This window comes from Faecalibacterium sp. Marseille-Q4164 (genome assembly GCF_017377545.1).
Classification (GTDB): Bacteria; Bacillota; Clostridia; order Oscillospirales; family Ruminococcaceae; genus Faecalibacterium; species Faecalibacterium duncaniae.
The window spans coordinates 527116-549820 of record NZ_JAFREJ010000001.1; the positions used below are offsets into that span (position 1 = coordinate 527116).

A 22705-nucleotide genomic window follows, 5' to 3' on the forward strand; every position below is an offset into this window, starting at 1 on the left:
GTATTTTACAGAAAACTGTATTATAATATAGATGTTCTTTACAATTGCGTTGTGCCGCAAAACGGCACGGCGCATTTTTTACGCTTCAATTTTGGTGCAAGAGTATGAGAGAAGTTTCAAAGGAGGCGGAGCTTTCATGGCACAAATGTCCCAAGCCGGTGATCTGACCAGCGGCCCGATGCTGAAAAAGATCATCCTGTTTTCCCTGCCGTTGGCGGCATCCAGCTTTTTGCAGCTGCTGTTCAATGCTGCCGATGTGGTCGTGGTGGGCCGGTTCGTCGGCAGCGCCGCGCTGGCAGCAGTTGGTTCCAACGGTGCGCTCATCAACCTGCTGGTCAACCTGTTTGTCGGCCTTGCGCTGGGTGCAAACGTTGTGGCTGCCCGCTGCTATGGCGCAAAGGATGACCAGGGCGTGCACGAAGCGGTGCAGACCGCTGTTACCCTGAGCCTTGTGGGCGGCGTACTGATGGCTTTTGTGGGCTTTTTTGCAGCCCACGGCCTGCTGGAACTGATGTCCAGCCCCGAGGATGTCATTGACCTTGCCACCCTTTACCTGAAGATCTACTTCATCGGAATGCCGATGACCATGCTGTACAACTTCAACGCCTCCCTGCTGCGTGCCGTGGGCGACACCCGCCGCCCGCTGGTCTGTCTGGCGGTGGCAGGTGTCATCAATGTGGTGCTGAACCTGCTGTTCGTCATCGTGTTCCAGATGAGCGTGGCGGGTGTTGCGCTGGCCACCATCCTCAGCCAGACGGTATCCGCCATTATGGTCACGGTGCTGCTGGTCAAGGAAGAGGGTGCCATGCACCTTGACCTGCGGCATCTGGGCTTCCACAAGAAAGCCCTGCTGCAGATCATCCAGATCGGCCTGCCCGCCGGTCTGCAGAGCACCGTGTTCAGCCTGTCCAACGTGGTGATCCAGTCGGCTATCAATTCCTTTGGCTCCACGGTCGTGGCCGGAAACTCTGCCGCATCCAACCTCGAGGGCTTCATCTACACCGGCATGAATGCCTTTGCGCAGGCGGCCGTGACCTTTACCAGCCAGAACGTGGGTGCCCGCCGGTACGACAACCTCGACCGCGTCATGCGCAACTGTCTGCTCTGCGTCACTGTGGCGGGCCTGTTCCTGGGCTGCGGCGCTTACTTTGGCGGTGAGGTCCTGCTGCACTTCTACTCCACGGATGAAGCCGTGGTGGCTGCCGGCCTGTCCCGGATGCAGATCATCTGCACTGCCTACTTCCTGTGCGGCATAATGGACACTCTGGCCAGCTGCCTGCGCGGACGCGGCTACTCGGTGATTCCCATGATCGTCAGCCTGGTGGGCAGCTGCCTGCTCCGTCTGGTCTGGATCGCAACCATCTTCCGGATGTTCCGCTCCACCGGCACGCTGTACATCAGCTATCCCATCAGCTGGGCCCTGACCGCAGGGGTGCATCTCATTTGCCTGCTGGTCGTGCGCAAAAAGATGAACGATCAGCTGAAGGAAGAGCGCCACCTGGCCGCATAACAAAAAACGCTCTCCTGTGCTCAGCAGGAGGGCATTTTTTGTTTACAGCATCTTCTTTAACAGATATCGGTCATACCCGCCGTACATCTCACGGCGGTCGGCAATGACAAAACCGCAGGCAAGGGCATTGTTCAGGCTGTATTGATTCTCCGGGCTGACGGTGGCCCCGATGCCCACGATGCCGGGCCGGACAAGGGGCAGCGCCGCTTCCAGCAGCTTCCGCTGCAGGCCGTTGCCCCGCCAGTCCGGGTGGACCACTGCGCTGTCTGCATTGGCCCAGTGCTCCCACTCCTCCCGGGGCACCCCCAGAAAGGCTGCATAGTTGTGCGCGCTCCGGCCGCAGTAGCGCAGGATAAAGTACGCCCCCAGCCGTTCGCCGTCGTATGCCCCGATGCACAGGTCCTCCCTCAGGTAGGCCGTGATATTCTCCAGTGTGTCCGGCACAAACTGCTCCGGGTGGGGCATAGCGGCCCGCACTTCGTTCTGCAAAGCAAAGAATGCGGCGGCATCCGCAGGGCCGCACCGGCGCAGGCGAATGGGAAGCTGTGCAGGTCGGCCACACACTTTTTGCAGTATCAGTTCCATTTTGTGAACCCTCCAAAAATAAAATCATACTTTCTGCTGGATTCCAGTATAATTACCATTCAAAATAAAGTCAAATCATGCTATAATGAAAGTAAGAGAATCTGTCCGGCGCAGCTTTTGGGATGCAGGGCAGGTTTTCCCAAGTCCAGGCGGGCACTGCCCCGCCCGCGAACCGGAGGAACAGCCCATGAAAGAATCCAGCTCTTCGTCATCCATCCGCCTGGGCGGTGCGGTCATCAGTGACCGTGTCGTCGCGGCGCTTCTGGAAGAACTGCGCACCGGCCGCTACGCCGATGCCGACCGCCTGCCCGCCGAGGTCGATCTGGCCGCGGAACTCGGTGTCAGCCGTACCGTGATCCGGGACGCGCTGAGCGAGATGGAGCGCGCCGGTTACATTGAGCGCGTGCGCGGCATTGGCACAGTGGTCAACCGCACCGTGCTCGGCCTGCGCAGCCGCCTTGACCAGAAGCTGGAATATTACCCGTTGATCCGCAGCTTTGGCAGCTACCCCCACGCCGATGGCATCCAGATCTATCCCATCCGCGCCGGGGCCGAGCTTGCCCGGGATCTTGCCATTGCACCGGGGGACGAGGTCATCTGCATCAAAAAACGCATCCTGGCCGACACCACCCCGGTCATCTACTCCATCGATTATCTGCCCCGCGCCCTCTTTGGCAGCCGGGACTACACCCGCATCGACCTGAGCGGCGGCGTGTTCGATATCCTGGAGCAGGAATGCAACCAGCAGATCTCCTCGAATGTGGCCCACCTCAAGGCCAGCTGCGGCGACGAGGCCATCCGGGCTGCCATGCGTCTTGCCCCCGGCGAGGCCATGCTGCTGCTGGATGAGATCTGCTTCAACCGTCTGTGCCACCCGGTCATGCGCTCACTGAGTTATTACACAAATTTCTTCGATTTTTCCATTCTACGAAAATTACTTTGACGGAGGTAAAATTCATGCGCCATCTCATCGATCCCTTGGATTTCAGCCAGGAAGAGATCACCTCTCTGCTGGATCTGGCCGACCGCATCCGCTCCGATCCTGCCGCTTACCAGGACGTTGCGGCTCACAAAAAGCTTGCCACCTTGTTCTATGAGCCGTCTACCCGCACCCGCCTTTCCTTTGAGGCGGCCATGCTGAACCTGGGCGGTCATGTGCTGGGCTTCCCGAGCGAGACCGTCTGCAGCGCTTCCAAAGGAGAAAGCGTTGCAGATACCATCCGTGTGGTCTCCTGCTATGCTGATATCGTGGCAATGCGCCATCCCAAAGAGGGTGCGCCGTTCCGCGCTTCCCGCTACTCCCGCATCCCGGTCATCAATGCCGGTGACGGCGGCCACCAGCACCCCACCCAGACCATGACCGATCTGATGACCATCCGCACCCGGATGGGTCGGCTGGATAATCTGACCATCGGCCTGTGCGGCGATCTGAAGTTCGGCCGCACCGTCCATTCTCTCATCAAGACCATGGCACGCTGCAAGAACATCCGCTTTGTGCTCATCAGCCCCGAGGAGCTGCGGGTGCCCGACTACATCATCAAGGACGTGCTGGAAGCCAAGGGCATCGAGTACCGCGAGACCCGGAGCCTGGAGGAATCCATGCCCGAGCTGGATATCCTGTACATGACCCGTGTGCAGAAGGAGCGCTTCTTCAACGAAGAGGATTACATCCGCCTGAAGAACAGCTACATTCTGACCAGCGAAAAGATGGCCCTTGCCAAGCCTGAAATGGCAGTGCTGCATCCCCTGCCCCGCGTGAACGAGATCGCACTGGATGTGGACAATGACCCCCGTGCCGCCTACTTTGAGCAGGTGCAGAACGGCGTATACGTCCGCATGGCACTGATCATGACGCTGCTGGGTCTTGCTGACCCCAAGGCACCGAAGGAGGGCAACTGATATGCTGAATATTGACGAGATCCAGAACGGTATTGTGATCGACCACATCAAGGCAGGCACCGCTGTGGGCCTGATGGACCTGCTGGGCATCAAGGGCAACCGCACCGCCAACGTGGCACTGATCCAGAATGCGCGCTCCCACAAGGCCGACTGCGGCCGCAAGGACATCATCAAGGTCGAGGGGGATGCCTCCTGGCTGAACCTGGATGTGCTGGCCTACCTTGACCCTGACATCAGCGTGACCGTGATCGAAAACGGCAAGGCTGTGCGCAAGGAAAAGCCGAAGCCCCCCAAGCGTCTGGTGAACATTGTGCGGTGCCGCAATCCCCGCTGCATCTCCTCCATTGAAGAGGAATGCGACCAGATCTTTGAGATGAGCTCCAACGGCAAATACCGCTGCATCTACTGTGAGCAGGAGCTGCAGGTGAAGCCGGAATAATCGGTACAAAAGCAAAAGGCAGTGCGTCCCACGCGGCGCACTGCCTTTTTTTGTTTGCTACACGAAATCCTCCCGCATCGGGGTGAAGATATCCAGCAGGATGCCCGCTTCCGTGCAGGTGCAGCCATGCTCCACACCGTCCTCCTTCCGGCCCGATCTCAAACAAAAAAGCCCGACAAAGCTCCCTCCGGCAGCACCGCCCGGCATCCCATTCCCACATACGATGCCGTGCAGGTGCAGTGCATTCAGAAGGTCTCTATCTGCAGCAATCCCCCAAGATCGCCATTCAGAGCTTCGTCAGACTTTTTATTCGTAAAGACGTTCCGGCCCACGCACACACGCCTGCGTTCCCGGATGTTCCTTCCTCTGTCGGCCGCAAACCATACAGCGGGGAGGCGCTCCTGCCTTTAACTTGGTTTCATTGTAGCAGATTCCGATGAAACTTTCACCCCAAATGTCATATTCTGCAGGGTTTCATGTCATAACTTGCGGAGCGGGATGGTGCAGGTAAAGCGGAACCAGCACCCCCGGCAGCTGATGGTATATTCGCCGCCGTATTTTTTCAGCACATCCCGCACGTTCCACAGCCCGAAGCCGTGGCCCGCCCCTTTCTGAGAGATGCGGGGCAGCTGACCGTCCACGAGGTTCAGGTCCTTTTTCACCCGGTTGCGGACAGAGAGCACCACCTCGTCCTCGCTCTTCCGCATCCGCACATAGACCTCCGGCGGATCAGCCTGCGCGGCGGCCTCAATGGCATTGTTGAGCAGGTTGGAGAGCACGATCACAAGATCCGTCTGGCCCATGGGCATATCCCGCAGATCGGGCAGATCAAAATAGACCATGACCCCTTTTCGGCTGGCTTCCTCGTACTTTTTGCTGAGCAGGGCATCCAACAGGGGGTTGTGGGTGTTCATAATGGTGGTATTCGCCGCAATGGTCTTTGTGAGCGTGGAAAGGTAGGCCTTTGCGCCCTCGTAATCGCCCTGCTGAAGCAGCAGAGCCAGTGCATCGGTGTGGTTGGTGAACTCATGGGTCAGCCGCCGCTGAGTCTTGTAGGATTCCAGAAGAGCTTCTGCGCTCTTCTTCTGGCGCACAGCCTCCACCATCAGTGTCTGCTGCTGCAGCATCTGGTCGTTGACCATCTGCACGATCCCCAGATGGATCAGCACTGCTATGGTCAGACCAAAGGTCAGCATCATGTTCATCATGCTGGGCACTTCACTGCCGCCGGATACCATCAGCACGATGTTCAGCACCACAACGATGCCAGGAAAAAAGGACATGACCAGCATCTGCAGCGGGGTCAACGCCTGCTCCCGCCGCCAGCGCCGGATAATGTAGGCTGCAAGCAGGCCAGCCCCCACAACAGCAGCAACCAGCAGGAACAGACAGCTGCGGTAGCGCCAGACCTCCCGGACCGGAATGTGCTTACACCAGGCAAAGGTGTAGCTGACTGTATTTTCCGTCAGCAGGCACATAATGCCGTTGACAAGGCAGGCCGAGAGCTTCTGGTTCCAGCTTCCGCCGAAAAAGAGCACCGTGACCAACAGGTAGATGACGTTCAATATCACAGATCCGATATTGAAAAAACCAATGTCATGCCGGATCGAAGCCGCCAGAAATACTGCTGCCAGCAGGGCTGCCCACAGGCAGGGGAAGCGGAATCTCCTGCCGCGGCCCAGAAATGCATGGTCCACCATGATAAAGGCCGCCCACTGGCCAACGCAGACCAGATGCCCCATCAGAAACCAGAGCATTTCCTTAGTCATCCCCAAACTGCCCCTTCCATTCCAGATAGGTGCTGCGGATCTCAGCATAGCCGTTCCGGCTCACGCCCAGCTTGACCCCATTGCGCAGAGTGACCATATAGCTGCTGATCTGCCGGATGTACTTCATATTGACCACCGCGCTCCGCCCCACCCGCAGAAAGCCGTTCTCAAACAGGGCCTGCGGCAGCTCATTCAGCTTGCCATAGTAGGAGCACAGGGGCTGGTGAGCCACATCCCCGTAAACATTGATCTTGCGCAGGTCGCTTTCGAGGTAGTAGATGCTGTCGTAGGGCAGCTCAGTCTCGGTGCGGTTCTGCCGGATGGTCAGGGTCTTGGGAGCCCGGTGATCCTGCTCGTGCAGAATGGCATCCAGACAGCGGGGCAGCTGGCAGTCCAGGTCGCGCTTGAGGATATAGCGGAACGCATTCACGGTGTAGCCCTCTGGGGCAAATTCCAGATAGGCCGACACATACACCAGGCAGATCTCCGGGCTGCACTGGCGCAGCTGCTTTCCCAGTGAGATGCCGTTCATGGTGTCCAGATCCACATCCAGCAGCGCCACCTGATACAGATCAAGGTCCCGCCGGGCCAGTGTCTCTTCCCCGCTGTGGCAGACAGTGCATTCCACCTGCAAGCCCCGCCGCGCAAAGAAATCCCGGACGAGCGTTTCCACGCGGGCAGCAAATATCGCATCATCATCACAGATCAAAATGTGCATTGTGTCCTCCAACAAAAACGCCCTCTCCGCCAGTGCTTCGCACTGCCACCTCTCCCAAAGGGCGAGGCAATTGCTGCTCTGACTTCAGGCTGTGCAAGTTGTTTGCCCATCAGATGCGTTGCTCTCCTTGGGGAGCTGGCGAGCGAATGCGAGACTGAGAGGGTTTATTTCCTTATGCAAAGAACTTGTCGTAGATGCCAAAGGCGAAGATGAACAGCACGATCACGGGCAGACCGTAGGTCAGGTAACCGCGCATCCAATCGTGGATCTTCAGCCCCTTGCCGGTGTTGACTTCCTTCTTATAGTTGTCCCAGCCCCAGCCATAGCGGGAAACGCAGAACAGCAGGTAGACCAGGCTGCCCAGCGGCAGGAACAGGTTGCTGACAAGGAAATCCTCAAAGTCCAGCACTGCACCACCAAACACGGCAAAGCCATCCCAGGCCCAGAGGTTATACCCCAGCACGCAGGGCATGGACAGCAGGATGATGAGGAACAGGTTGACCAGACTGGACTTTTTACGGGTGCAGCCGGTCAGCTCCATGCCGCAGCAGATGATGTTCTCGAACACCGCCAGCACGGTGGACAGGGCCGCAAAGGCCATGAACAGAAAGAACAGGCTGCCCCACAACCTGCCCAGCGCCATGTTGGCAAAAATATTGGGCAGGGTGATGAAGATCAGGCTGGGACCTGCGGTCTGATCCACACCAAAGGTGAAACAGGCCGGGAAGATGATGAGGCCGGCCGTGATGGCCACAAAGGTATCCAGCACCACCACACGGACGCTCTCGCCCAGCAGGGAGTGTTCCTTGCCGATGTAGCTGCCAAAAATGGACATGGCACCGATGCCCAGGCTCAGGGTGAAGAAGGCCTGATTCATCGCACCCACCAGGGTGTTGACGATGCCAACCTCCTTCATGCGGCCAAAGTCAGGCACCAGGAAGAAGGAAAGGCCCTCCTTTGCGCCATCCATGAAGAGGCTGTTCACGGCCAGAATGACCATGATGAGGAGCAGGGCGATCATCATGCCCTTGGTCACACGCTCCAGACCATTCTGCAGGCCCTTGGCGCAGACCAGAATGCTCAGAACGACCACGAACACCATCCAGAAGGTCATAATGCCGGGGCTTGCCAGCATCTCGGTGAACTTGCCCGCCACCTCGTCTGCGTTCAAGCCGGAGAGCTTTCCAGCGGCGGTCATATAGAAATAGTGCAGCATCCAGCCTGCAACGGTGGTGTAGAACATCATCAGCAGGTAACAGCCGATCAGGGTAAAATAGCCGTGGATATGCCACTTCTGACCCGGCTTTTCCAGCACCTGATAGGCGCGCACCGGGCTTTTGCGGCTGGCACGGCCCACAGCAAATTCCATGGTCATAATGGGCAGACCCAGAATGACCAGGAACAGCAGGTAAAACAGTACGAAGGCTCCGCCGCCGCCCTGACCTGCCATATAAGGAAATTTCCACACGTTGCCAATGCCGATGGCACAGCCTGCCGACAGCAGGATGAAGCCCAGCCGCGATTTCAGCGTTTCACGTTCCATAATAAATTTGTCCCCTCCAATAATTTCAGCCGCCCGCCTTCCGCGCGAAAAACAGGCGAAATCAGTTTATTATATCACAAATTGGAAGAGAATGGAGTGCTTTTTCGTATTTTCCCTTGCAAATTTCTTTCATCTTATATAAAATAGACAAGATGAAATGTGTACAACACGGAAAGGAACAACCGGATGGTCTCAGACGAAACAGCCTACCGGAAGTATCTGGCCGGAGACGAAGCTGCCGCTCAGCTGTTGGTGGAGCGGTATGGCGACGCGCTGACCCTTTACATCAACGGCGTGCTGGGCGATATCCACGAGGCAGAGGATCTGATGATCGAAGCCTTTGCCCATATTTTTGCAAGAGAGCGGCCCATTCAGGATGGCTGCTTCAAGGCTTACCTCTATAAAACCGGGCGCAATCTCGCATTGCGCTGCAAGACCCGGCGGCGGTTTTTTCTGCCGCTGGAGGAACTGCCTTTTGAACTGCCGGACGAGGCACTGGCCGAAACCGGGCTGTTCCAGAACGAACAGCACCAGCAGCTGTACGCCGCACTGGGCAAGCTCAAAAAGGAATACCGGGAGACACTTTTTCTGGTCTATTTTGAAGAACTGAGCTACCGGCAGGCCGCACAGGTGCTGGGACGTACCGAGCAGCAGGTAACGAACCTTGTGTACCGGGGCAAGCAGCAGCTGAAACAACTTTTGGAACAGGAGGGATATCAGTATGAAAACTGATACCGAACGGATGGCGCTGATCCGCCAGCGCACGGCCCAGCTGCAGCGTCAGGCGCGCGCACGGCAGATGCTGCTGATCGATGCAGGCTGTATGGCGGCCTGTCTTGTGCTGGTGGTCTGCCTGGGCCTTGCCATGCCCGGCTGGGCAGGCACATCGGTCGCGCTGCATGTTTCCCCCACCGGCACCGCCGGGATGTTGAGTGAGCGCGGAGCCGACGGTTATATCCTGGTGGGCGTACTCTCGTTCCTGCTGGGCTCCTGCGTGACCATCCTGCTCTACCGCCTGCGCCGCAGCAGTGAAAAGAAGCACACGAGGGACGACGATGAGCTTTGAGATCATTGACAACACCTTTCAGGTGATCGTGCTGGCTGCGATGGCGCTCCTCGCCTTTCTCCTCGCCTTCCGGCGCAGCAGCCGCTCCTGCCTGATCCTGGCGTTCGGCTACGCCAGCTTTATGATGGGTACTTTGTACTACCTGCTCCATCTGATCATTCTGGGCCATGGGCCGCAGGTGTTTTATGTGGCCGAATGCTCCTGGATGGCCTCGTATTTCTTTTTTCTCTCGCTGGAGATCCTCTATTGGGAGGGCCTGCGCCCGCCGTTCTCCCCTTTTGCGCTGGCGGCCGGGGTGGTCATTGCCGGAGTTGTCATGCGGGTGCAGGTGTTTGGCCCTTCGCCGCTGATGTCTGGTGTGCTGGCGCTCACCTTTGGCGCGCTGGCCTATCTCTGTTTTTCGGCCCTGCAAAAGGAAAAACGGCTCCGGCCTTATGAGATCGCACTTTTGTTTGAAATGCTGTTGCAGATCCTTCTGTTCGTTGCCTCCGAGTTCATCCGTGATTACACCCGGTTCAGCCTTTACTATGCTGTGGACATCCTGTTGACCCTCACGCTGGTCAGCTTCCTGCCCCATATCCTGCGGGAGGAGCCCCATGACCTACATTGAAAACATCTTTTTGTGCCTGGCGCTTCCCATGCTGCTCTCCCTGCTGTTCACATCGGGCAGCCCCCGGCGCTTAACCCTGTTCGTGGTGCTGGGCATGGCCACCTGCCTGCTTTCGGCTTATGTCAGCAGCTTTTTCATGGGGCGGCACCAGTGCAGTGCCGTGACCACCGCCATTGAGATCGCACCTGTCTGCGAAGAGATCCTGAAGCTGCTGCCTCTGCTGCTCTACTTTTTGATCTTTGAGCCGGATTCCCACAAGCTGACTCCTGCGGCCATTGGCATTGCAGTGGGCTTTGCTACCTTTGAAAACGTCTGCTACCTGACCGAAAACGGTGCAGGAAGTTTTGTTTTCCTGCTCATCCGCGGCATGTCCGCCGGGGCCCTGCATCTGGTCTGCGGCATCCTGACCGGTCTGGCACTGGCCTATGTGTTCCGCCGTCCGTGGCTCACCTGCACCGGCACGGTGGGGATTCTGGGGGTCTGCATGGTGCTGCACGGCATCTACAACCTGCTGATCACCGCCGACGGCTTCTGGCAGATGGTCGGGTACTTCTTTCCTTCTGCCATCATCGTCACCCTGTTTGCGGCAAAACTGCTCCGCAGGGGCAGGCACACTGTTTTTCACTGACCGTTTCCCGCTCTTTTCCGGAGCGGGAAATTTTTTTGAACTTTTTTCAAATTTGGGTGAAAGGAATCGGCGCGAACTGTATTATAGGAGATAGAGAGGACGGAAAGCAGCCGCTCTGATGATCTCTCAAAAGGAGGGACTGTCCATGACCCAGAAGGCGAGTGTTCGTATGGAGGAAATTCGCCGCCGCACACGCAGGCTTCGTCAAAGGCGGGCACATCGAATCAACTGCACTCTCTCAGCAGTTTGTCTGTTTTTGACAGTCGGCATTGCGTCCCTGCTGTATCAGGAGCATGTTCCGGGTCTTTCCATCGTTCTGGCCGGGTACGGCTCGGTGCTGCTGCACAGCGGCGCTGATGCTTATATCGTGGTCAGCGTCGGCTCCTTTGTCACCGGCGTTGTATTCACGTTGCTCGGCATCCGGTACAGGCGGTACAAAACATTGCACCGCCCCTTCTCCCCGGATGCTGCAGACAAGGCTTCCTCCCAAAGCCTCTCTGACGACCAGTAGCGCCCTCCATGCTCTTCTCCCACACACTTTTCTCCATACCCCGAAAAGGCTCTGCCGTTTCTCCCGGCAGAGCCTTTTCCTTTTCAACCAAAAACAGCACGCCGAAACCGAACGGCGTGCTGTTTTTTCTGGTTCTATGGTTATCTGTCCCACTTGTCGCACAGGGCGTTGATCTGGTCGGCAAACTTGGCAAGGTCCTTGTTGGCCCCGCCCTCGTTGTGCTCGATGACGCGGAGCAGCCGCTTGCCGGCGCTGACCAGCCGCTGGAACACCGTTGCGGCGCGGGACGCGCCCTCACTGGGCTTGTGCTCCAGCCGGACACGGGAGCCTTCCTGCAGGCAGACCGCACCCTCGGCCCCAATGGCCCACTGCTCCCCATTGTAAGGGGCACAGGCGGTAAAGCCCTGCTCGGTCAGGGTCTGGGCAAAGATGTTCTCCACCTCGTCCTCGCCATGGATGACGAACACCCGCTTGGGCTTGGGGCTGAACGCGTTCACCCAAGCCAGCAGGCCCTCGCGGTCGGCATGGCCCGAAAGGCCCGTCAGCTGACAGATCTCTGCCTGCACGTCGATGGTCTCACCAAACAGCTTGACATTGACGGCACCATCGATCAGGGTGCGGCCCAGCGTTCCCACGGCCTGATAGCCCACAAAAAGGATCGTGCACTCCGGCCGCCACAGATTGTGCTTGAGGTGGTGGCGGATGCGGCCTGCCTCGCACATGCCGCTGGCCGAGATGATGACCTTGGGCACCCGGTCGGCGTTGATCATCCGGGACTCATCGCTGGTCACGCTGACCTGCAGCCCCGGGAACTGGATGGGGTCGATGCCCTGGGCCAGCAGCGCCCGGGTATCCTCGTCAAAGCAGTCGGGGTCGGTATCTTTGAAGATGCGGGTCGCCTCAATGGCAAGGGGGCTGTCGATGTAGACCGGGAAATTGCCATGGCCGGTGACCAGACCCTCTTTTTTGATCTCACGGATAAAGTAGAGCAGCTCCTGGGTACGGCCCACCGCAAAGCTGGGGATGACCACATTGCCGCCCCGGTCAAAGGTGCGCTGCAGGATTCTGCTCAGCTCCCCCACATAGTCCGGGCGGGGACCGTGGCTGCGGTCGCCATACGTAGACTCCATAAACACATAGTCCGCGTCCCGGATCGTTGTCGGGTCCTTGATGATGGGCTGATGCTGGTTGCCGATGTCCCCGGAAAAGACCAGCTTGGTGGTGGTGCCGCTCTCAGTGACCCAGATCTCGATGCTGGAAGAACCCAGCAGATGGCCCACATCGATGAAGCGGATCACAAGGCCCGGGGCCAGTTCGATCTTAGTGTTATACTCCATGCCCCGGAACAGCTGCATGGCCGCCTCGGCATCCTGCACAGTGTACATCGGCTCCACCGGCTCGGCACCGGCACGCTTCGCCTTGCGGTTCTTCCACTCAGCTTCAAACTCCTGAATGTGGGCAGAGTCCCGCAGCATGATGCTGCACAGCTGAGTCGTGGGCTTGGTGGCATAGATCCTGCCCCGGAAGCCGTTGCGCACCAGCAGCGGCAGCTGGCCTGTGTGGTCGATATGCGCATGGGTCACCAGCACGCCGTCAATTTCACCTGGTGCCACAGGAAAGGGCTGGTTCTCGTAAACATCCTTCCCCTGCTCCATACCGCAGTCGATGAGGTAGCGCTGCCCAGCTGCTTCCAGCAGGGTGCAGCTGCCCGTGACCTCGTGGTTGGCTCCCAAAAATGTGAGCTTCATAGATACACCTCCCAGTTCGGTTTTGCACCCTTAGTATAGCATAACTCGCCGCGTCCATCTGCCCAAATCGTGTAAAGAGTTATCGGGCAAAGCGCCGAAATTTTGAAAAAGTTTTTATACAATCTTGACAAACCACCCCCAACTGAGATAAACTTTATTCGTATGACGTAACTTCTACAGAGATTCAAAATAGAGAGGTAGTTATTTATGGTTCGTAACGATTTGCGCAACGTCGCCATTATCGCTCACGTTGACCACGGCAAGACCACGCTGGTGGATGCCATGCTGCGTCAGAGCGGCGCTTTCCGCGACAATCAGGTCGTGGCAGAGCGTGTCATGGACAGCGGCGATATCGAGCGTGAGCGCGGTATCACCATTCTGGCCAAGAACTGCTCCTGCACCTACAAGGGTGTCAAGATCAACATCGTTGATACCCCGGGCCACGCCGACTTTGGCGGCGAGGTCGAGCGCGTGCTGAAGATGGTCAACGGCGTGCTGCTGCTGGTGGACGCTGCTGAGGGCTGCATGCCCCAGACCCGTTTTGTTCTGCAGAAGGCTCTGCAGCAGAACCTGAGCCTGGTGGTTGCCATCAACAAGATCGACCGCCCCGATGCCCGCATCAAGGAAGTCATCGACGAGGTGCTTTACCTGCTGATGGATCTGGGCGCTTCCGATGAGCAGCTGGAATGCCCCATCCTGTTCTGCTGCGGCCGTCAGGGCACCGCAAGCCTGGACCCCGATGTGCCCGGCACCGACCTGATCCCCCTGTTCGATACCCTGCTGGACACCATCCAGCCTCCTCAGGGCGATCCCGAGGCTCCCTTCCAGATGCTGGTCTCCTCTGTTGACTACAACGAGTTCGTTGGCCGCATCGGCATTGGCCGCATCCAGAACGGCGTTGCCAAGGTCGGCGAGGAAGTGGTCGTGTGCGACTGGCACAACCCCGACCTGAAGATGCGCGGCCGCCTGACCAAGCTGTACGATTTCCAGGCCAATGGCCGCCAGCCCTGCGACAACATCACCGCAGGCGATATCGTTGCATTCTCCGGCCTGCCCGATGTCACCATCGGCAACACGCTGTGTGCTCCCTCTCAGGTTGAGCCGCTGCCCTTCGTGAAGATCAACGACCCCACCGTGGAGATGACCTTCTCCGTCAACGACAGCCCCCTGGCCGGCCGTGAGGGCAAGTACGTCACCAGCCGCCAGATCCGTGACCGCCTGCAGAAAGAGCTGCTGAAGGACGTTGCTCTGAAGGTGGAGGATTCTCCCACCACCGATTCCTTCCGCGTCATGGGCCGTGGTGAGATGCACCTGTCCATCCTGATCGAGACCATGCGCCGTGAAGGCTACGAGCTGCAGGTCTCTCCCCCGCACGTTCTGACCAAGGTCATCGATGGCAAGACCTACGAGCCCATGGAGCACGTTGTCATCGACGTTCCCACCCAGTATCAGGGTGCTGTGATGACCGGCCTGGGTCAGCGCAAGGCCGTTCTGCAGCAGATGGAGTCCCTGGGCACCGACCGTGTCCGCCTGGAGTTCCGGATGCCCAGCCGCGGCCTGTTCGGCTACCGCAACCAGTTCCTGACCGATACCCACGGCGAAGGCATCCTCAACCAGATCTTTGATGGCTACGATGTCTGGGCCGGTATGATCGCCAACCGTTCCACCGGTTCTCTGGTCAGCTTTGAGACCGGCGATGCCGTTACCTACGGCCTGTACAACGCGCAGCAGCGCGGCACCCTGCTGGTGGGCGCTGGCGAAAAGGTCTACGAGGGCATGGTCATCGGCTACACCGCTTCCGGCGAGGATGTGGATGTCAACGTCTGCAAGACCAAGCACCTGACCAATACCCGTGCTTCCGGCTCCGATGACGCTCTGCGCCTGATCCCCGTCAGCAAGCTGAGCCTGGAGGGCTGCCTGGAGTTCCTGGCACAGGACGAGCTGCTGGAGGTCACCCCTGAGAATCTGCGCATCCGCAAGCAGATCCTGAACCACGACCAGCGCATGAAGGCCAAGAGCAAGCTGAAGTAAGCTGCTTCCCTTCCCGATCAACATAAAAAACGGCATCGCAAACCGATCGGTCTGCGATGCCGTTTTTGTGTTTCGCTCTTTATTCAGCGCTGTATGCGCTGCCCATAGTCCAGGAGTTGGAAGCCGAATACTTTGCGTGGTTGCGCAGGTAGGTGACCCAGGCACCATAGCCGTTTCCGGCCGAGAAGTGGACTCCATCCGGAGCCGCCAGCATCTCCTTCAGATTCCCGTTCTCATCGGCAAAGGTCTCCCACAGGTCAAGGTAGACACAGCCCTTGTCTGCAGCCAGCTTTGCCAGCTGCTCGTTCACCGAGCGCAGGACATCAGACGCAAGACCGGGCTTTTCCGCAGCGGCCTGGGGCCGCACCGGCGGGATGGACTGGACATAGATGACGCAGCCGGGCAGGGCCTGCCTGAGCTGATCCAGCATCTGGCCATAGTAGGCCAGAAAGCGGTCTGCCGCCCCCAGCGTGGTCAGCGTGTTGGTGCCCAGCAGGATATAGAGCTTTTTCGGCTGGGCCGCTGTCAGCACATCCATTGCCACCTCTGAGCCGCGCACGCTGCTCTTGACCGCGCTGCGGTTCACGATGGCATCGGGACCCACACCGGTATAGCCGCAGATGAGCGCCCCGCCCAGGTTGATGCTGTAATCGGAAAAACCCACGGTCAGGCTGTCGCCCAGCAGGGCCGCATCCGAAAAGTAACTCAGATCCACCTGCCCACAGCTGGGCTGACGGATCACGCTGCTGTCATACGCCTTGACCTGATAGGCCCCCGCTGCCTGCCGGGCGGGGCCGAACTGTTCCAGCGTGACAGCCGACGCATCGGCGGCTCCACTGCCTTCCCCTGCCGTACTGCCGGCGCTGTCTGCCGCGGAGGCTCCCGTATCTCCCTGCATGGGCAGCGGAGCCAGGATATTGGCCGCTGTGCCCGCCGCCGGGCTTTGCTGGGCAGCCTCGCTCTGCTTTTCGCCATTTTCCAGAATGGCCGTGATGGCCAGCGACAGCAGCAGGATCGCTGCAATGACCCCCGCCAGCCGCAGGCCGGTGCCTGCCTTGCTGCGCCGTCTCCGGCCATGGGTGGAATGATATTCGTGTGAGATCCCCATTCTCTTTCCCGCCTTTCCCTGTTTTCTTTTCTCTATCATTACGGTCAGTATCCCCGAAAAATTGCAGAGTTTGCATTCTGCACTCCGGCCGACCCTGTGTTTTTGTAGGATACGCCAAATATTGTATCATAATTTTTTTGCCCGTGCAACCAATCAGGTCTTGCATACAACAGAGAAATAGTTTACAATAGTATTGTTGCAGGAATTGCACAGTTTTCATTGAATCAGATGCACATCCTGCATTCTTTTTGTACGACTTGCGGCGCGCATCCGCAATCTCCTTCCCCGGGCAGTGCAGGGCTCTGGGAGGACACAGAAGGACTTGCCGCGCTTTGCAGGACGTGAAATGTTGTTCTTTTGGATAAGGAGGACGTATGTCAAAAAATGTCATCATCGGCCAGAGCGGCGGCCCCACCGCCGTTATCAATTCCAGCCTGGCAGGCGTATACAAAGCTGCCTGCAGTCTGGGAGCCGATAAAGTCTACGGAATGAAGTACGGCATCGAGGGCCTTTTAAAGGAAGAGATGCTGGAACTGAATGTTCTGCTGGATGACCGCATGAGCATCGAGCTGCTCAAGCGCACCCCGTCCAGCTATCTGGGCAGCTGCCGCTACAAGCTGCCGGACCCGGACGTGGACTCTACCCCGTTCATCAAGCTGTTCACCCTGTTTGACAAGTACGATATCTGTGCGCTGTTCTACATCGGCGGCAACGACTCGATGGACACCATTGCAAAGCTCTCCCGTTACGGTGCCCAGGTGGGCAGCAGCGTCCGGTTCATCGGTGTGCCCAAGACCATCGACAACGACCTCTGCCTGACCGACCACACCCCTGGCTACGGCTCTGCCGCCAAGTACATTGCCACCATCCTGAAGGAGGTCATCCGTGACTCCTCCGTTTACAACATCCGCAGCGTAACGGTGGCCGAGATCATGGGCCGCCACGCGGGCTGGCTGGCTGGTGCGGCCTGTCTGGCCGGCGGCGATGACTGCGAAGGCCCCGACCTCATTCTGCTGCCCGAAGTTCCCTTTGACCCGGACAGGTTCCTGACCCGGGTGGACGAGCTGCAGCGGGTCAAGCCCAATGTCATCATTGCAGCCAGCGAGGGTGTTAAGACTGCCGACGGCACCTATCTGTGCGATCTGGTCTCCACCGCCGGGCAGCTGGATGCCTTTGGCCACAAGGCCATCCTCAGCGGCACCAGCCGGTATCTTTCTGACCTCATCCACGACAACCTGAACTGCAAGAGCCGTGCCATTGAGTTCTCGACCCTGCAGCGCTGCGCCAGCCATCTGGCCAGCCGCACCGATGTGAACGAGGCCTACGCCGTGGGCGGCGCTGCCGCTTCCGCTGCCTTTGCGGGCGAGACCGGGCGGATGATCTCGCTCAAGCGCATTTCCGATTACCCCTACCAGTGCATCACCGAGTCGGTGGATGTCCAGCAGGTGGCAAACCTGGAGAAAAAGGTGCCGCTGGACTGGATCACCCCGGACGGAATGCAGGTGACGGCGGCATTTGAGGAGTATGCCCGCCCGCTCATCCTGGACGAAGTAACACCGGTCTATGTCAACGGTACCCCGCGCCATATCTGCCTGTAAGTTTCATTTGCGCGCTTCCTCCCCCCTCGTGGTCTGTTTTCGTGCTCCTGCACGATAATATAAAAGCCGAAACAGAAGAAAAGGAGAAATCATCATGGGTAAAAATGCAATCGTTGGTCAGTCTGGCGGCCCTACCTCCGTCATCAATGCTAGTCTGGCAGGCGTATTCGAGAGCTGCAAGAGCCGCGGCGCTGAGATCGTTTACGGCATGTGCAACGGTGTTGCCGGTCTGCTGGAGGAGCGCGTGGTGGATCTTTCCACCGTGCTGACCGATGACCTGGATATCGAGCTGCTCAAGCGCACCCCGTCCAGCTTCCTGGGCAGCTGCCGCTATAAGCTGCCCGATTGGCACGATGACGAAACCGTTTACAAGAAGCTGTTCGCCATCCTGGAAAAGCTGAACATTGGCTACTTCTTCTACATTGGCGGCAACGACTCCATGGATACCATCGGCAAACTGGCTGAATACGGCAACCGCATCCAGAGCGACATCCGCTTCATGGGCGTTCCCAAGACCATCGACAACGACCTGATGGTGACCGACCACACCCCCGGCTACGGCTCTGCGGCAAAGTACATCGGTGTGGTGATGAAGGAGATCATCCGCGATGCCACCGTTTACGGCACCAATTATGTCACCGTGGTCGAGATCATGGGCCGCAACGCCGGCTGGCTGACCGCTGCTGCCTCTCTGGCCAAGAGCGATGACTGCGAGGGCGTGGATATGATCTGCCTGCCCGAAGTCCCCTTCAACGTGGAGCACTTCATTGAGAAGGTTCGCACCATGCAGGAGAAGAAGCCCAGCATCGTGATCGCTGTTTCCGAGGGTGTCAAGCTCGAGGACGGTCGTTACGTCTGTGAGCTGGCCGATGATGTGCACGCAGTGGACGCTTTCGGCCACAAGGCACTGACCGGTACCGCACGCTATCTGGCGAATGTGGTCGCCCGCAATCTGGATACCAAGACCCGCTGCATCGAGCTGTCTACCCTGCAGCGCTGCGCTGGTCACCTGACCAGCCGCACCGATATCACCGAGGCTTACCAGGTGGGCGGCGCTGCTGCCAAGGCCGCCTTTGAGGGTGTCACCGGTCAGATGGTCGCCCTGAAGCGCATCTCCAACAGCCCCTATCAGTACATCACCGAGCTGCACCCCATCAGTGAAGTTGCAAACCTCGAGAAGAAGGTCCCCCTGAGCTGGATGAACGAGAATCACACCCAGATGACCGAGGAATTCCTCGAGTATGCCCGCCCGCTGATCCAGGCTGAGCTGACTCCGTTGTACATTGCAGGTCTGCCCCACCACATCTACATGAAGAAGTAATTTCTCCTTTGAATCCTTCTAAGGCATAGCAAAACTCCCGCCCGGATGCGCTCCGGGCGGGAGTTTTTTGCTGTGTGGCTTATGAATTACTGTTTGCCCAGCTGCCAGAACGCCACGGCGCTGGCGGCGGCAACGTTCAGGGAATCGACCCCGTGGGACATGGGGATCTTGACTGTGTAATCGCAGGAAGCGATGGTGGTACGGGAAAGGCCGTCTCCCTCCGTGCCCAGCACAATGGCAAGCTTCGGTTCCCGGGCAAGAGCCTCGTCATCGATGCTGACCGAACGGTCACTCAAGGCCATGGCAGCCGTCTTGAAACCCAGGGCATTCAGCTGAGCAAGCCCCTTTTCGGGCCAATCGGCGGGCGTTTCGCCGATCTGCGCCCAGGGCACCTGAAACACCGTGCCCATACTCACACGCACGGCCCGGCGGCAGAGCGGGTCACAGCAGGAGGGGTTAATAAGGACAGCGTCCATGTTCAGCGCTGCCGCGCTGCGGAAGATGGCACCCACGTTGGTGGAATCCACAATGCCCTCCAGCACGGCCACCCGCCGGATGTTCCGGCAGAGCTCCTCCACGGTGCGGGGTTTCGGACGTTGAAAGGCGCAGAGCACACCCCGGGTCAGCTCGTAGCCTGTCAGTGCAGCCAGCAGCTCCCGGTCAGCAGTATAAATGGGTGCATCCCCGCAGCGGGTCAGGATCTCCGCCGCAGGGCCGGTGATCTGCCTGCGCTCCATCAGCAGGGAGACCGGCACAAAGCCTGCATCCAGTGCCCGGGAGATCACCTTGGGGCTCTCGGCAATGAAGATGCCTTTTTCGGGTTCCAGCCGACTGCGCAGCTGGTTCTGCGTCAGGCGGGCGTAGGGGTCCAGCTCCGGCGCGTGAAAATCCGTGATCTCGATGATATTGGGCATGGGGGGATTCTCCTTTTTCTGTATGAATGGTCTTATTGTAGCACAACCCGGATACAATTGCAAAAAACATGGCAGGCATATTCGTTTTACATAGTCAAAACCGCCAAAAATCACCTTTTGTTTTTGACAAATCCGTCAACCCGCGTTATAGTATAGGGGTAAAAAATCAGAGGGGGAATTTGTATGAATTCCAAGAAAAAGCGCCGCGGCCAGATGTCGGAAGCCTTCTGCACGGCAATGTTCCTTTCACTGTCCGGCGGCCTGCAGGACGTATACACCTATCTGTTCCGGGGCAAGGTGTTTGCCAACGCCCAGACCGGCAACATTGTGCTGATGGCTGTCCATGCCTTTGCCGGGGAGTGGGGGCGTGTGCTGCATTATCTTGTGCCCCTGTGCTTCTTTGCGCTGGGCGTGTTCGCGGCAGAACTGATGCACCAGAAGCTGCAGAATCTGCAGCGGCTCCACTGGCGGCAGCTGGTGGTGCTATGTGAGATCGTGATGCTGTTCGTGGTGGGCTTTTTCCCGCAGGAGTGGAATCTTATGGCCAACGCACTGGTCTCGTTTGCCTGTGCGATGCAGGTGCAGACCTTCCGCAAGGTGAACGGTTATGCCTTTGCCAGCACCATGTGCATCGGCAACATGCGCAGCGGCATGGACTCTCTCTGCAGCTGGGTGCTCAACCGCAATCCTGCCGCCCTGAAAAAATCCCTTTATTACTGGGGCATCATCCTCCTGTTTGCGCTGGGCGCGGGCCTGGGCAGCCTGACGCTGGACCTCTGCGGCGCAAAGGCCATCTGGTTCTCCTGCCTGCTGCTGGCCGTCAGCTTCTGCCTGATGTTCCTGAAAGAAGATGTGGAAGAGATCAAAGAAGATCTCGAAGCGCTGGAAGCAAAACATTAAATCAAGGAGTTTCCCTCAGTTTCACGCTGTTTACCGCCATGCCAAGGGCTCCCCTGGTAGGGGAGCTGGCGAGCGCCAGCGAGACTGAGGGTTTATTTTTTTCCGAATCTATCCAACACTTCCCCGGTCTCCTTCGTCTTACAGGCAGAACGACGCAATGAAAGGAGGAAGCCCCATGTGGGAGCTGCTGTACGAGACCTTCTGGGACAGGCTGGAACACTTCTGTTTCAATCTCTGCCGGGACGAAGCCCGGGCGGAGGATCTGACCCAGGAAGTCTTTCTGCGGGCACTGCAGAACCGGAGCCTTATCAACAGCTTTACAGAGCGGCAGTGCAAGGCCTGGCTGTTTACCACAGCGCGGAATCTCTACTGCGACCAACTCCGCCGGGCGGCAAAGGAGGAGCAGCTGTTCAGCACCTTTTTCCCGGAAGAGGACAGTGCCGAACCGGATTCCGCGCTGGACACAGTGGAAGCCGCCAGTCTACTGGCTCTGCTCACCCCGGAAGAACGGCGGCTGTTCACCCTGCGCTATACAGCGGGCTACAATGCCAGCGAGATCGGTCAGCTGCTCTGTCTCCCGCCCGGCACGGTCCGCAGCCGCCTTGCCCAGATACGCCATCGCCTCAAAACTGAACTTACGGAGGATTAAATGATGAAAAAGAACCTGAATGTGGACGCTATGATCCTGGACCTGCGCAATGTGCAGGAGGATTTTCTTGACCGCTATGAGCAGATCAAGCTGGACTGCATGATCGCGCTGACCTCGCCCCGGGTGCAGACGCTCCTGAGCCAGCACAACATTTCTCTGGATTCGATGCTCTGCAAAAATGTCCCGGAGGAGGTCTCGGTGGGTGTGGTCAATGGCAAGGTCACGCTGAGCTCTGCCAGCCAGACCGCCGCCGGGCAGGTACTGGTGGTCAACGGCAAGCTGATGATCACACCGGATGCTGCAGAGGTTTTACAGAAGTACGCCTGCATTCTGGTCAACGGTATGATCTACTGCCCGCAGTGCCTCTCGGCAGTGGTATCCGCCCGCTGCATCCTGAACGGAAAGCTGGCGGTCTACCCCGATGATGCAGTGCTCCTGCCGGGAAGCTCCATCAAGCTAGACAACACCTTCCTGCTGCGGGCACAAAGCCGCCTGTACTGGAATGAACATCGCTTCCTGGCGGTTGACCCCAGGCTCGACACTGCCGCACTGGCCGCAAAGGGCTGCAGCTTTTCCGCTCCAAAGGCCATCCTGTGCGCAAGCCTTGCGCCCGTTCTGGCCCCGCTCTTCCCGGATTCCACCGAGCTGATCATCGTGCCGGACGGCACCGCCGTGGTGGAGGACGACCTGGAGCTGACCGCCTCTTCCCTGCGCCGGTATGGCACCCGTCTCTATGTGCTGGGCGATGCTGTCATCCCCGCAGAGAGCGCAGACCTGCTGGCTCAGATCGAATTCCTGCATGTTACCGGTGAAGTAGAGCTGCCTGATGCTCTGGAAGCAGCCTTCTTTGCCATCCCTGAGCTGGAATGCGGCAAAGTAGTCCACGAGGACGCTCTGCCCAAACAGACCCGCGCCAAAGCAAAGGATGAGGAGCCTGATCCGGATACCGTGACCCTCAGCGGCATCCAGCTGACCCTGTAATCCGCACTGTTCCTCCCTGCCCCGCTCTTTCCGGCAAAAGCTCTCTGCTGGAAGGAGCGGGACTTTTGTTGATTTTTTATTGCACCCGCTCTTCTGATATGATATACTGTTTGTTGTATTGTGTAATTCCCCGGGCACACTTCCGCCGTGGAACCCGCTGCCCGGGCTGGATATGGG

At 58.4% G+C, this 22705-nt stretch carries 22 protein-coding genes; 15 read left to right on the top strand and 7 right to left on the bottom strand.

Annotated features, from left to right (window positions below; all coding sequences use genetic code 11):
- Positions 1 to 136: 136 nt before the first annotated feature.
- Positions 137 to 1510, top strand: coding sequence for an MATE family efflux transporter (locus J3352_RS02525; RefSeq protein ID WP_156068732.1), 1374 nt, complete (start codon positions 137 to 139; stop codon positions 1508 to 1510).
- A gap of 42 nt (positions 1511 to 1552) precedes the next feature.
- Here the strand turns inward: J3352_RS02525 and J3352_RS02530 are convergent, their stop codons facing one another.
- Entirely contained in the window at positions 1553 to 2095 is a 543-nt protein-coding gene (locus tag J3352_RS02530; RefSeq protein WP_097771207.1) for a GNAT family N-acetyltransferase, read from the bottom strand.
- A 187-nt stretch (positions 2096 to 2282) separates the two neighbouring features.
- Between J3352_RS02530 and J3352_RS02535 the strand changes: the two genes are divergently transcribed.
- The 3 genes from J3352_RS02535 to J3352_RS02545 are packed head-to-tail and all read left to right on the top strand — an operon-like array spanning position 2283 to position 4433.
- Positions 2283 to 3038, top strand: a complete 756-nt coding sequence (locus J3352_RS02535; RefSeq protein WP_005934447.1) for a GntR family transcriptional regulator — start codon at positions 2283 to 2285, stop codon at positions 3036 to 3038.
- A gap of 14 nt (positions 3039 to 3052) precedes the next feature.
- A complete protein-coding gene (gene pyrB, locus J3352_RS02540) occupies positions 3053 to 3994 on the top strand; it encodes an aspartate carbamoyltransferase (protein ID WP_156065793.1) in 942 nt (313 codons plus the stop codon).
- A 1-nt stretch (position 3995) separates the two neighbouring features.
- Positions 3996 to 4433: an aspartate carbamoyltransferase regulatory subunit gene (locus J3352_RS02545; RefSeq protein ID WP_156065795.1), complete on the top strand. Its 438-nt coding sequence runs from the start codon at positions 3996 to 3998 to the stop codon at positions 4431 to 4433.
- 479 nt (positions 4434 to 4912) lie between these two features.
- Here J3352_RS02545 and J3352_RS02550 read toward each other — a convergent pair whose 3' ends face one another.
- The 3 genes from J3352_RS02550 to J3352_RS02560 all read right to left on the bottom strand — a co-directional run bounded on the left by J3352_RS02550 (position 4913) and on the right by J3352_RS02560 (position 8463).
- Positions 4913 to 6202 (bottom strand): sensor histidine kinase, encoded by a 1290-nt coding sequence (locus tag J3352_RS02550; protein ID WP_156065797.1) that lies wholly within the window; start codon positions 6200 to 6202, stop codon positions 4913 to 4915.
- Positions 6195 to 6920 (bottom strand): LytTR family DNA-binding domain-containing protein, encoded by a 726-nt coding sequence (locus J3352_RS02555; protein ID WP_156065799.1) that lies wholly within the window; start codon positions 6918 to 6920, stop codon positions 6195 to 6197. The genes J3352_RS02550 and J3352_RS02555 overlap by 8 nt, the downstream gene beginning before the upstream one ends.
- Positions 6921 to 7092: 172 nt before the next feature.
- Positions 7093 to 8463: a sodium-dependent transporter gene (locus J3352_RS02560; protein WP_156065802.1), complete on the bottom strand. Its 1371-nt coding sequence runs from the start codon at positions 8461 to 8463 to the stop codon at positions 7093 to 7095.
- A gap of 186 nt (positions 8464 to 8649) precedes the next feature.
- On the opposite strand from J3352_RS02560, the gene J3352_RS02565 reads away from it, so the two are divergent.
- From J3352_RS02565 to J3352_RS02585, 5 genes are all read left to right on the top strand, one after another.
- The gene (locus tag J3352_RS02565; RefSeq protein ID WP_005934461.1) at positions 8650 to 9195 is read left to right on the top strand and encodes an RNA polymerase sigma factor; all 546 of its coding nucleotides are present in this window, start codon (positions 8650 to 8652) and stop codon (positions 9193 to 9195) included.
- Positions 9185 to 9529 (top strand): hypothetical protein, encoded by a 345-nt coding sequence (locus tag J3352_RS02570; RefSeq protein ID WP_156065805.1) that lies wholly within the window; start codon positions 9185 to 9187, stop codon positions 9527 to 9529. Before J3352_RS02565 ends, J3352_RS02570 begins: the two co-directional genes overlap by 11 nt.
- Entirely contained in the window at positions 9519 to 10139 is a 621-nt protein-coding gene (locus J3352_RS02575) for a hypothetical protein (protein ID WP_156065808.1), read from the top strand. The genes J3352_RS02570 and J3352_RS02575 overlap by 11 nt, the downstream gene beginning before the upstream one ends.
- Positions 10126 to 10767, top strand: a complete 642-nt coding sequence (locus tag J3352_RS02580; protein ID WP_156065811.1) for a PrsW family glutamic-type intramembrane protease — start codon at positions 10126 to 10128, stop codon at positions 10765 to 10767. The genes J3352_RS02575 and J3352_RS02580 overlap by 14 nt, the downstream gene beginning before the upstream one ends.
- A 145-nt stretch (positions 10768 to 10912) precedes the next feature.
- Positions 10913 to 11278 carry a hypothetical protein gene (locus J3352_RS02585; RefSeq protein WP_156058176.1) on the top strand — a complete coding sequence of 122 codons (366 nt, stop codon included), beginning with the start codon at positions 10913 to 10915 and terminating at the stop codon, positions 11276 to 11278.
- Between the two features lie 140 nt (positions 11279 to 11418).
- Here J3352_RS02585 and J3352_RS02590 read toward each other — a convergent pair whose 3' ends face one another.
- A complete protein-coding gene (locus J3352_RS02590; RefSeq protein ID WP_005934470.1) occupies positions 11419 to 13026 on the bottom strand; it encodes an MBL fold metallo-hydrolase RNA specificity domain-containing protein in 1608 nt (535 codons plus the stop codon).
- Between the two features lie 207 nt (positions 13027 to 13233).
- On the opposite strand from J3352_RS02590, the gene typA reads away from it, so the two are divergent.
- Positions 13234 to 15057, top strand: a complete 1824-nt coding sequence (typA, locus tag J3352_RS02595) for a translational GTPase TypA (RefSeq protein ID WP_097771893.1) — start codon at positions 13234 to 13236, stop codon at positions 15055 to 15057.
- Between the two features lie 79 nt (positions 15058 to 15136).
- Here the strand turns inward: typA and J3352_RS02600 are convergent, their stop codons facing one another.
- Positions 15137 to 16165 (bottom strand): GDSL-type esterase/lipase family protein, encoded by a 1029-nt coding sequence (locus J3352_RS02600; RefSeq protein ID WP_242699842.1) that lies wholly within the window; start codon positions 16163 to 16165, stop codon positions 15137 to 15139.
- Positions 16166 to 16539: 374 nt separating this feature from the next.
- Between J3352_RS02600 and J3352_RS02605 the strand changes: the two genes are divergently transcribed.
- Together J3352_RS02605 and J3352_RS02610 are read left to right on the top strand one after the other, a co-directional pair.
- On the top strand, positions 16540 to 17763 hold the full coding sequence (locus J3352_RS02605) for a 6-phosphofructokinase (protein WP_005934476.1): 1224 nt from the start codon (positions 16540 to 16542) through the stop codon (positions 17761 to 17763).
- A 94-nt stretch (positions 17764 to 17857) separates the two neighbouring features.
- Positions 17858 to 19084: a 6-phosphofructokinase gene (locus tag J3352_RS02610; protein ID WP_097771892.1), complete on the top strand. Its 1227-nt coding sequence runs from the start codon at positions 17858 to 17860 to the stop codon at positions 19082 to 19084.
- A gap of 86 nt (positions 19085 to 19170) precedes the next feature.
- On the opposite strand, the gene J3352_RS02615 is transcribed toward J3352_RS02610, so the two are convergent.
- Positions 19171 to 19998 carry an RNA methyltransferase gene (locus J3352_RS02615; RefSeq protein ID WP_156065816.1) on the bottom strand — a complete coding sequence of 276 codons (828 nt, stop codon included), beginning with the start codon at positions 19996 to 19998 and terminating at the stop codon, positions 19171 to 19173.
- 183 nt (positions 19999 to 20181) lie between these two features.
- On the opposite strand from J3352_RS02615, the gene J3352_RS02620 reads away from it, so the two are divergent.
- The 3 genes from J3352_RS02620 to J3352_RS02630 all read left to right on the top strand — a co-directional run bounded on the left by J3352_RS02620 (position 20182) and on the right by J3352_RS02630 (position 22528).
- Entirely contained in the window at positions 20182 to 20898 is a 717-nt protein-coding gene (locus tag J3352_RS02620) for a YoaK family protein (RefSeq protein ID WP_117476118.1), read from the top strand.
- A 175-nt stretch (positions 20899 to 21073) separates the two neighbouring features.
- Positions 21074 to 21547, top strand: coding sequence for an RNA polymerase sigma factor (locus J3352_RS02625; RefSeq protein WP_097771889.1), 474 nt, complete (start codon positions 21074 to 21076; stop codon positions 21545 to 21547).
- Positions 21548 to 22528: a hypothetical protein gene (locus tag J3352_RS02630; RefSeq protein WP_097771888.1), complete on the top strand. Its 981-nt coding sequence runs from the start codon at positions 21548 to 21550 to the stop codon at positions 22526 to 22528. It begins immediately after the preceding gene.
- Positions 22529 to 22705 lie beyond the last annotated feature (177 nt).

What these genes read in the sequence shown, in the direction of transcription:
- J3352_RS02625 (WP_097771889.1), top strand. Translation starts at nt 21,074, where the DNA reads ATGTGGGAGCTGCTGTACGAGACCTTCTGGGACAGGCTGGAACACTTC.
- J3352_RS02525 (WP_156068732.1), top strand. Translation starts at nt 137, where the DNA reads ATGGCACAAATGTCCCAAGCCGGTGATCTGACCAGCGGCCCGATGCTG.
- J3352_RS02600 (WP_242699842.1), bottom strand. Translation starts at nt 16,165, where the DNA reads ATGGGGATCTCACACGAATATCATTCCACCCATGGCCGGAGACGGCGC.
- J3352_RS02535 (WP_005934447.1), top strand. Translation starts at nt 2,283, where the DNA reads ATGAAAGAATCCAGCTCTTCGTCATCCATCCGCCTGGGCGGTGCGGTC.
- J3352_RS02555 (WP_156065799.1), bottom strand. Translation starts at nt 6,920, where the DNA reads ATGCACATTTTGATCTGTGATGATGATGCGATATTTGCTGCCCGCGTG.
- J3352_RS02585 (WP_156058176.1), top strand. Translation starts at nt 10,913, where the DNA reads ATGACCCAGAAGGCGAGTGTTCGTATGGAGGAAATTCGCCGCCGCACA.
- J3352_RS02575 (WP_156065808.1), top strand. Translation starts at nt 9,519, where the DNA reads ATGAGCTTTGAGATCATTGACAACACCTTTCAGGTGATCGTGCTGGCT.
- J3352_RS02550 (WP_156065797.1), bottom strand. Translation starts at nt 6,202, where the DNA reads ATGACTAAGGAAATGCTCTGGTTTCTGATGGGGCATCTGGTCTGCGTT.
- typA (WP_097771893.1), top strand. Translation starts at nt 13,234, where the DNA reads ATGGTTCGTAACGATTTGCGCAACGTCGCCATTATCGCTCACGTTGAC.
- J3352_RS02560 (WP_156065802.1), bottom strand. Translation starts at nt 8,463, where the DNA reads ATGGAACGTGAAACGCTGAAATCGCGGCTGGGCTTCATCCTGCTGTCG.
- J3352_RS02545 (WP_156065795.1), top strand. Translation starts at nt 3,996, where the DNA reads ATGCTGAATATTGACGAGATCCAGAACGGTATTGTGATCGACCACATC.
- J3352_RS02630 (WP_097771888.1), top strand. Translation starts at nt 21,548, where the DNA reads ATGATGAAAAAGAACCTGAATGTGGACGCTATGATCCTGGACCTGCGC.
- J3352_RS02610 (WP_097771892.1), top strand. Translation starts at nt 17,858, where the DNA reads ATGGGTAAAAATGCAATCGTTGGTCAGTCTGGCGGCCCTACCTCCGTC.
- J3352_RS02580 (WP_156065811.1), top strand. Translation starts at nt 10,126, where the DNA reads ATGACCTACATTGAAAACATCTTTTTGTGCCTGGCGCTTCCCATGCTG.
- pyrB (WP_156065793.1), top strand. Translation starts at nt 3,053, where the DNA reads ATGCGCCATCTCATCGATCCCTTGGATTTCAGCCAGGAAGAGATCACC.
- J3352_RS02565 (WP_005934461.1), top strand. Translation starts at nt 8,650, where the DNA reads ATGGTCTCAGACGAAACAGCCTACCGGAAGTATCTGGCCGGAGACGAA.
- J3352_RS02620 (WP_117476118.1), top strand. Translation starts at nt 20,182, where the DNA reads ATGAATTCCAAGAAAAAGCGCCGCGGCCAGATGTCGGAAGCCTTCTGC.
- J3352_RS02615 (WP_156065816.1), bottom strand. Translation starts at nt 19,998, where the DNA reads ATGCCCAATATCATCGAGATCACGGATTTTCACGCGCCGGAGCTGGAC.
- J3352_RS02590 (WP_005934470.1), bottom strand. Translation starts at nt 13,026, where the DNA reads ATGAAGCTCACATTTTTGGGAGCCAACCACGAGGTCACGGGCAGCTGC.
- J3352_RS02605 (WP_005934476.1), top strand. Translation starts at nt 16,540, where the DNA reads ATGTCAAAAAATGTCATCATCGGCCAGAGCGGCGGCCCCACCGCCGTT.
- J3352_RS02570 (WP_156065805.1), top strand. Translation starts at nt 9,185, where the DNA reads ATGAAAACTGATACCGAACGGATGGCGCTGATCCGCCAGCGCACGGCC.
- J3352_RS02530 (WP_097771207.1), bottom strand. Translation starts at nt 2,095, where the DNA reads ATGGAACTGATACTGCAAAAAGTGTGTGGCCGACCTGCACAGCTTCCC.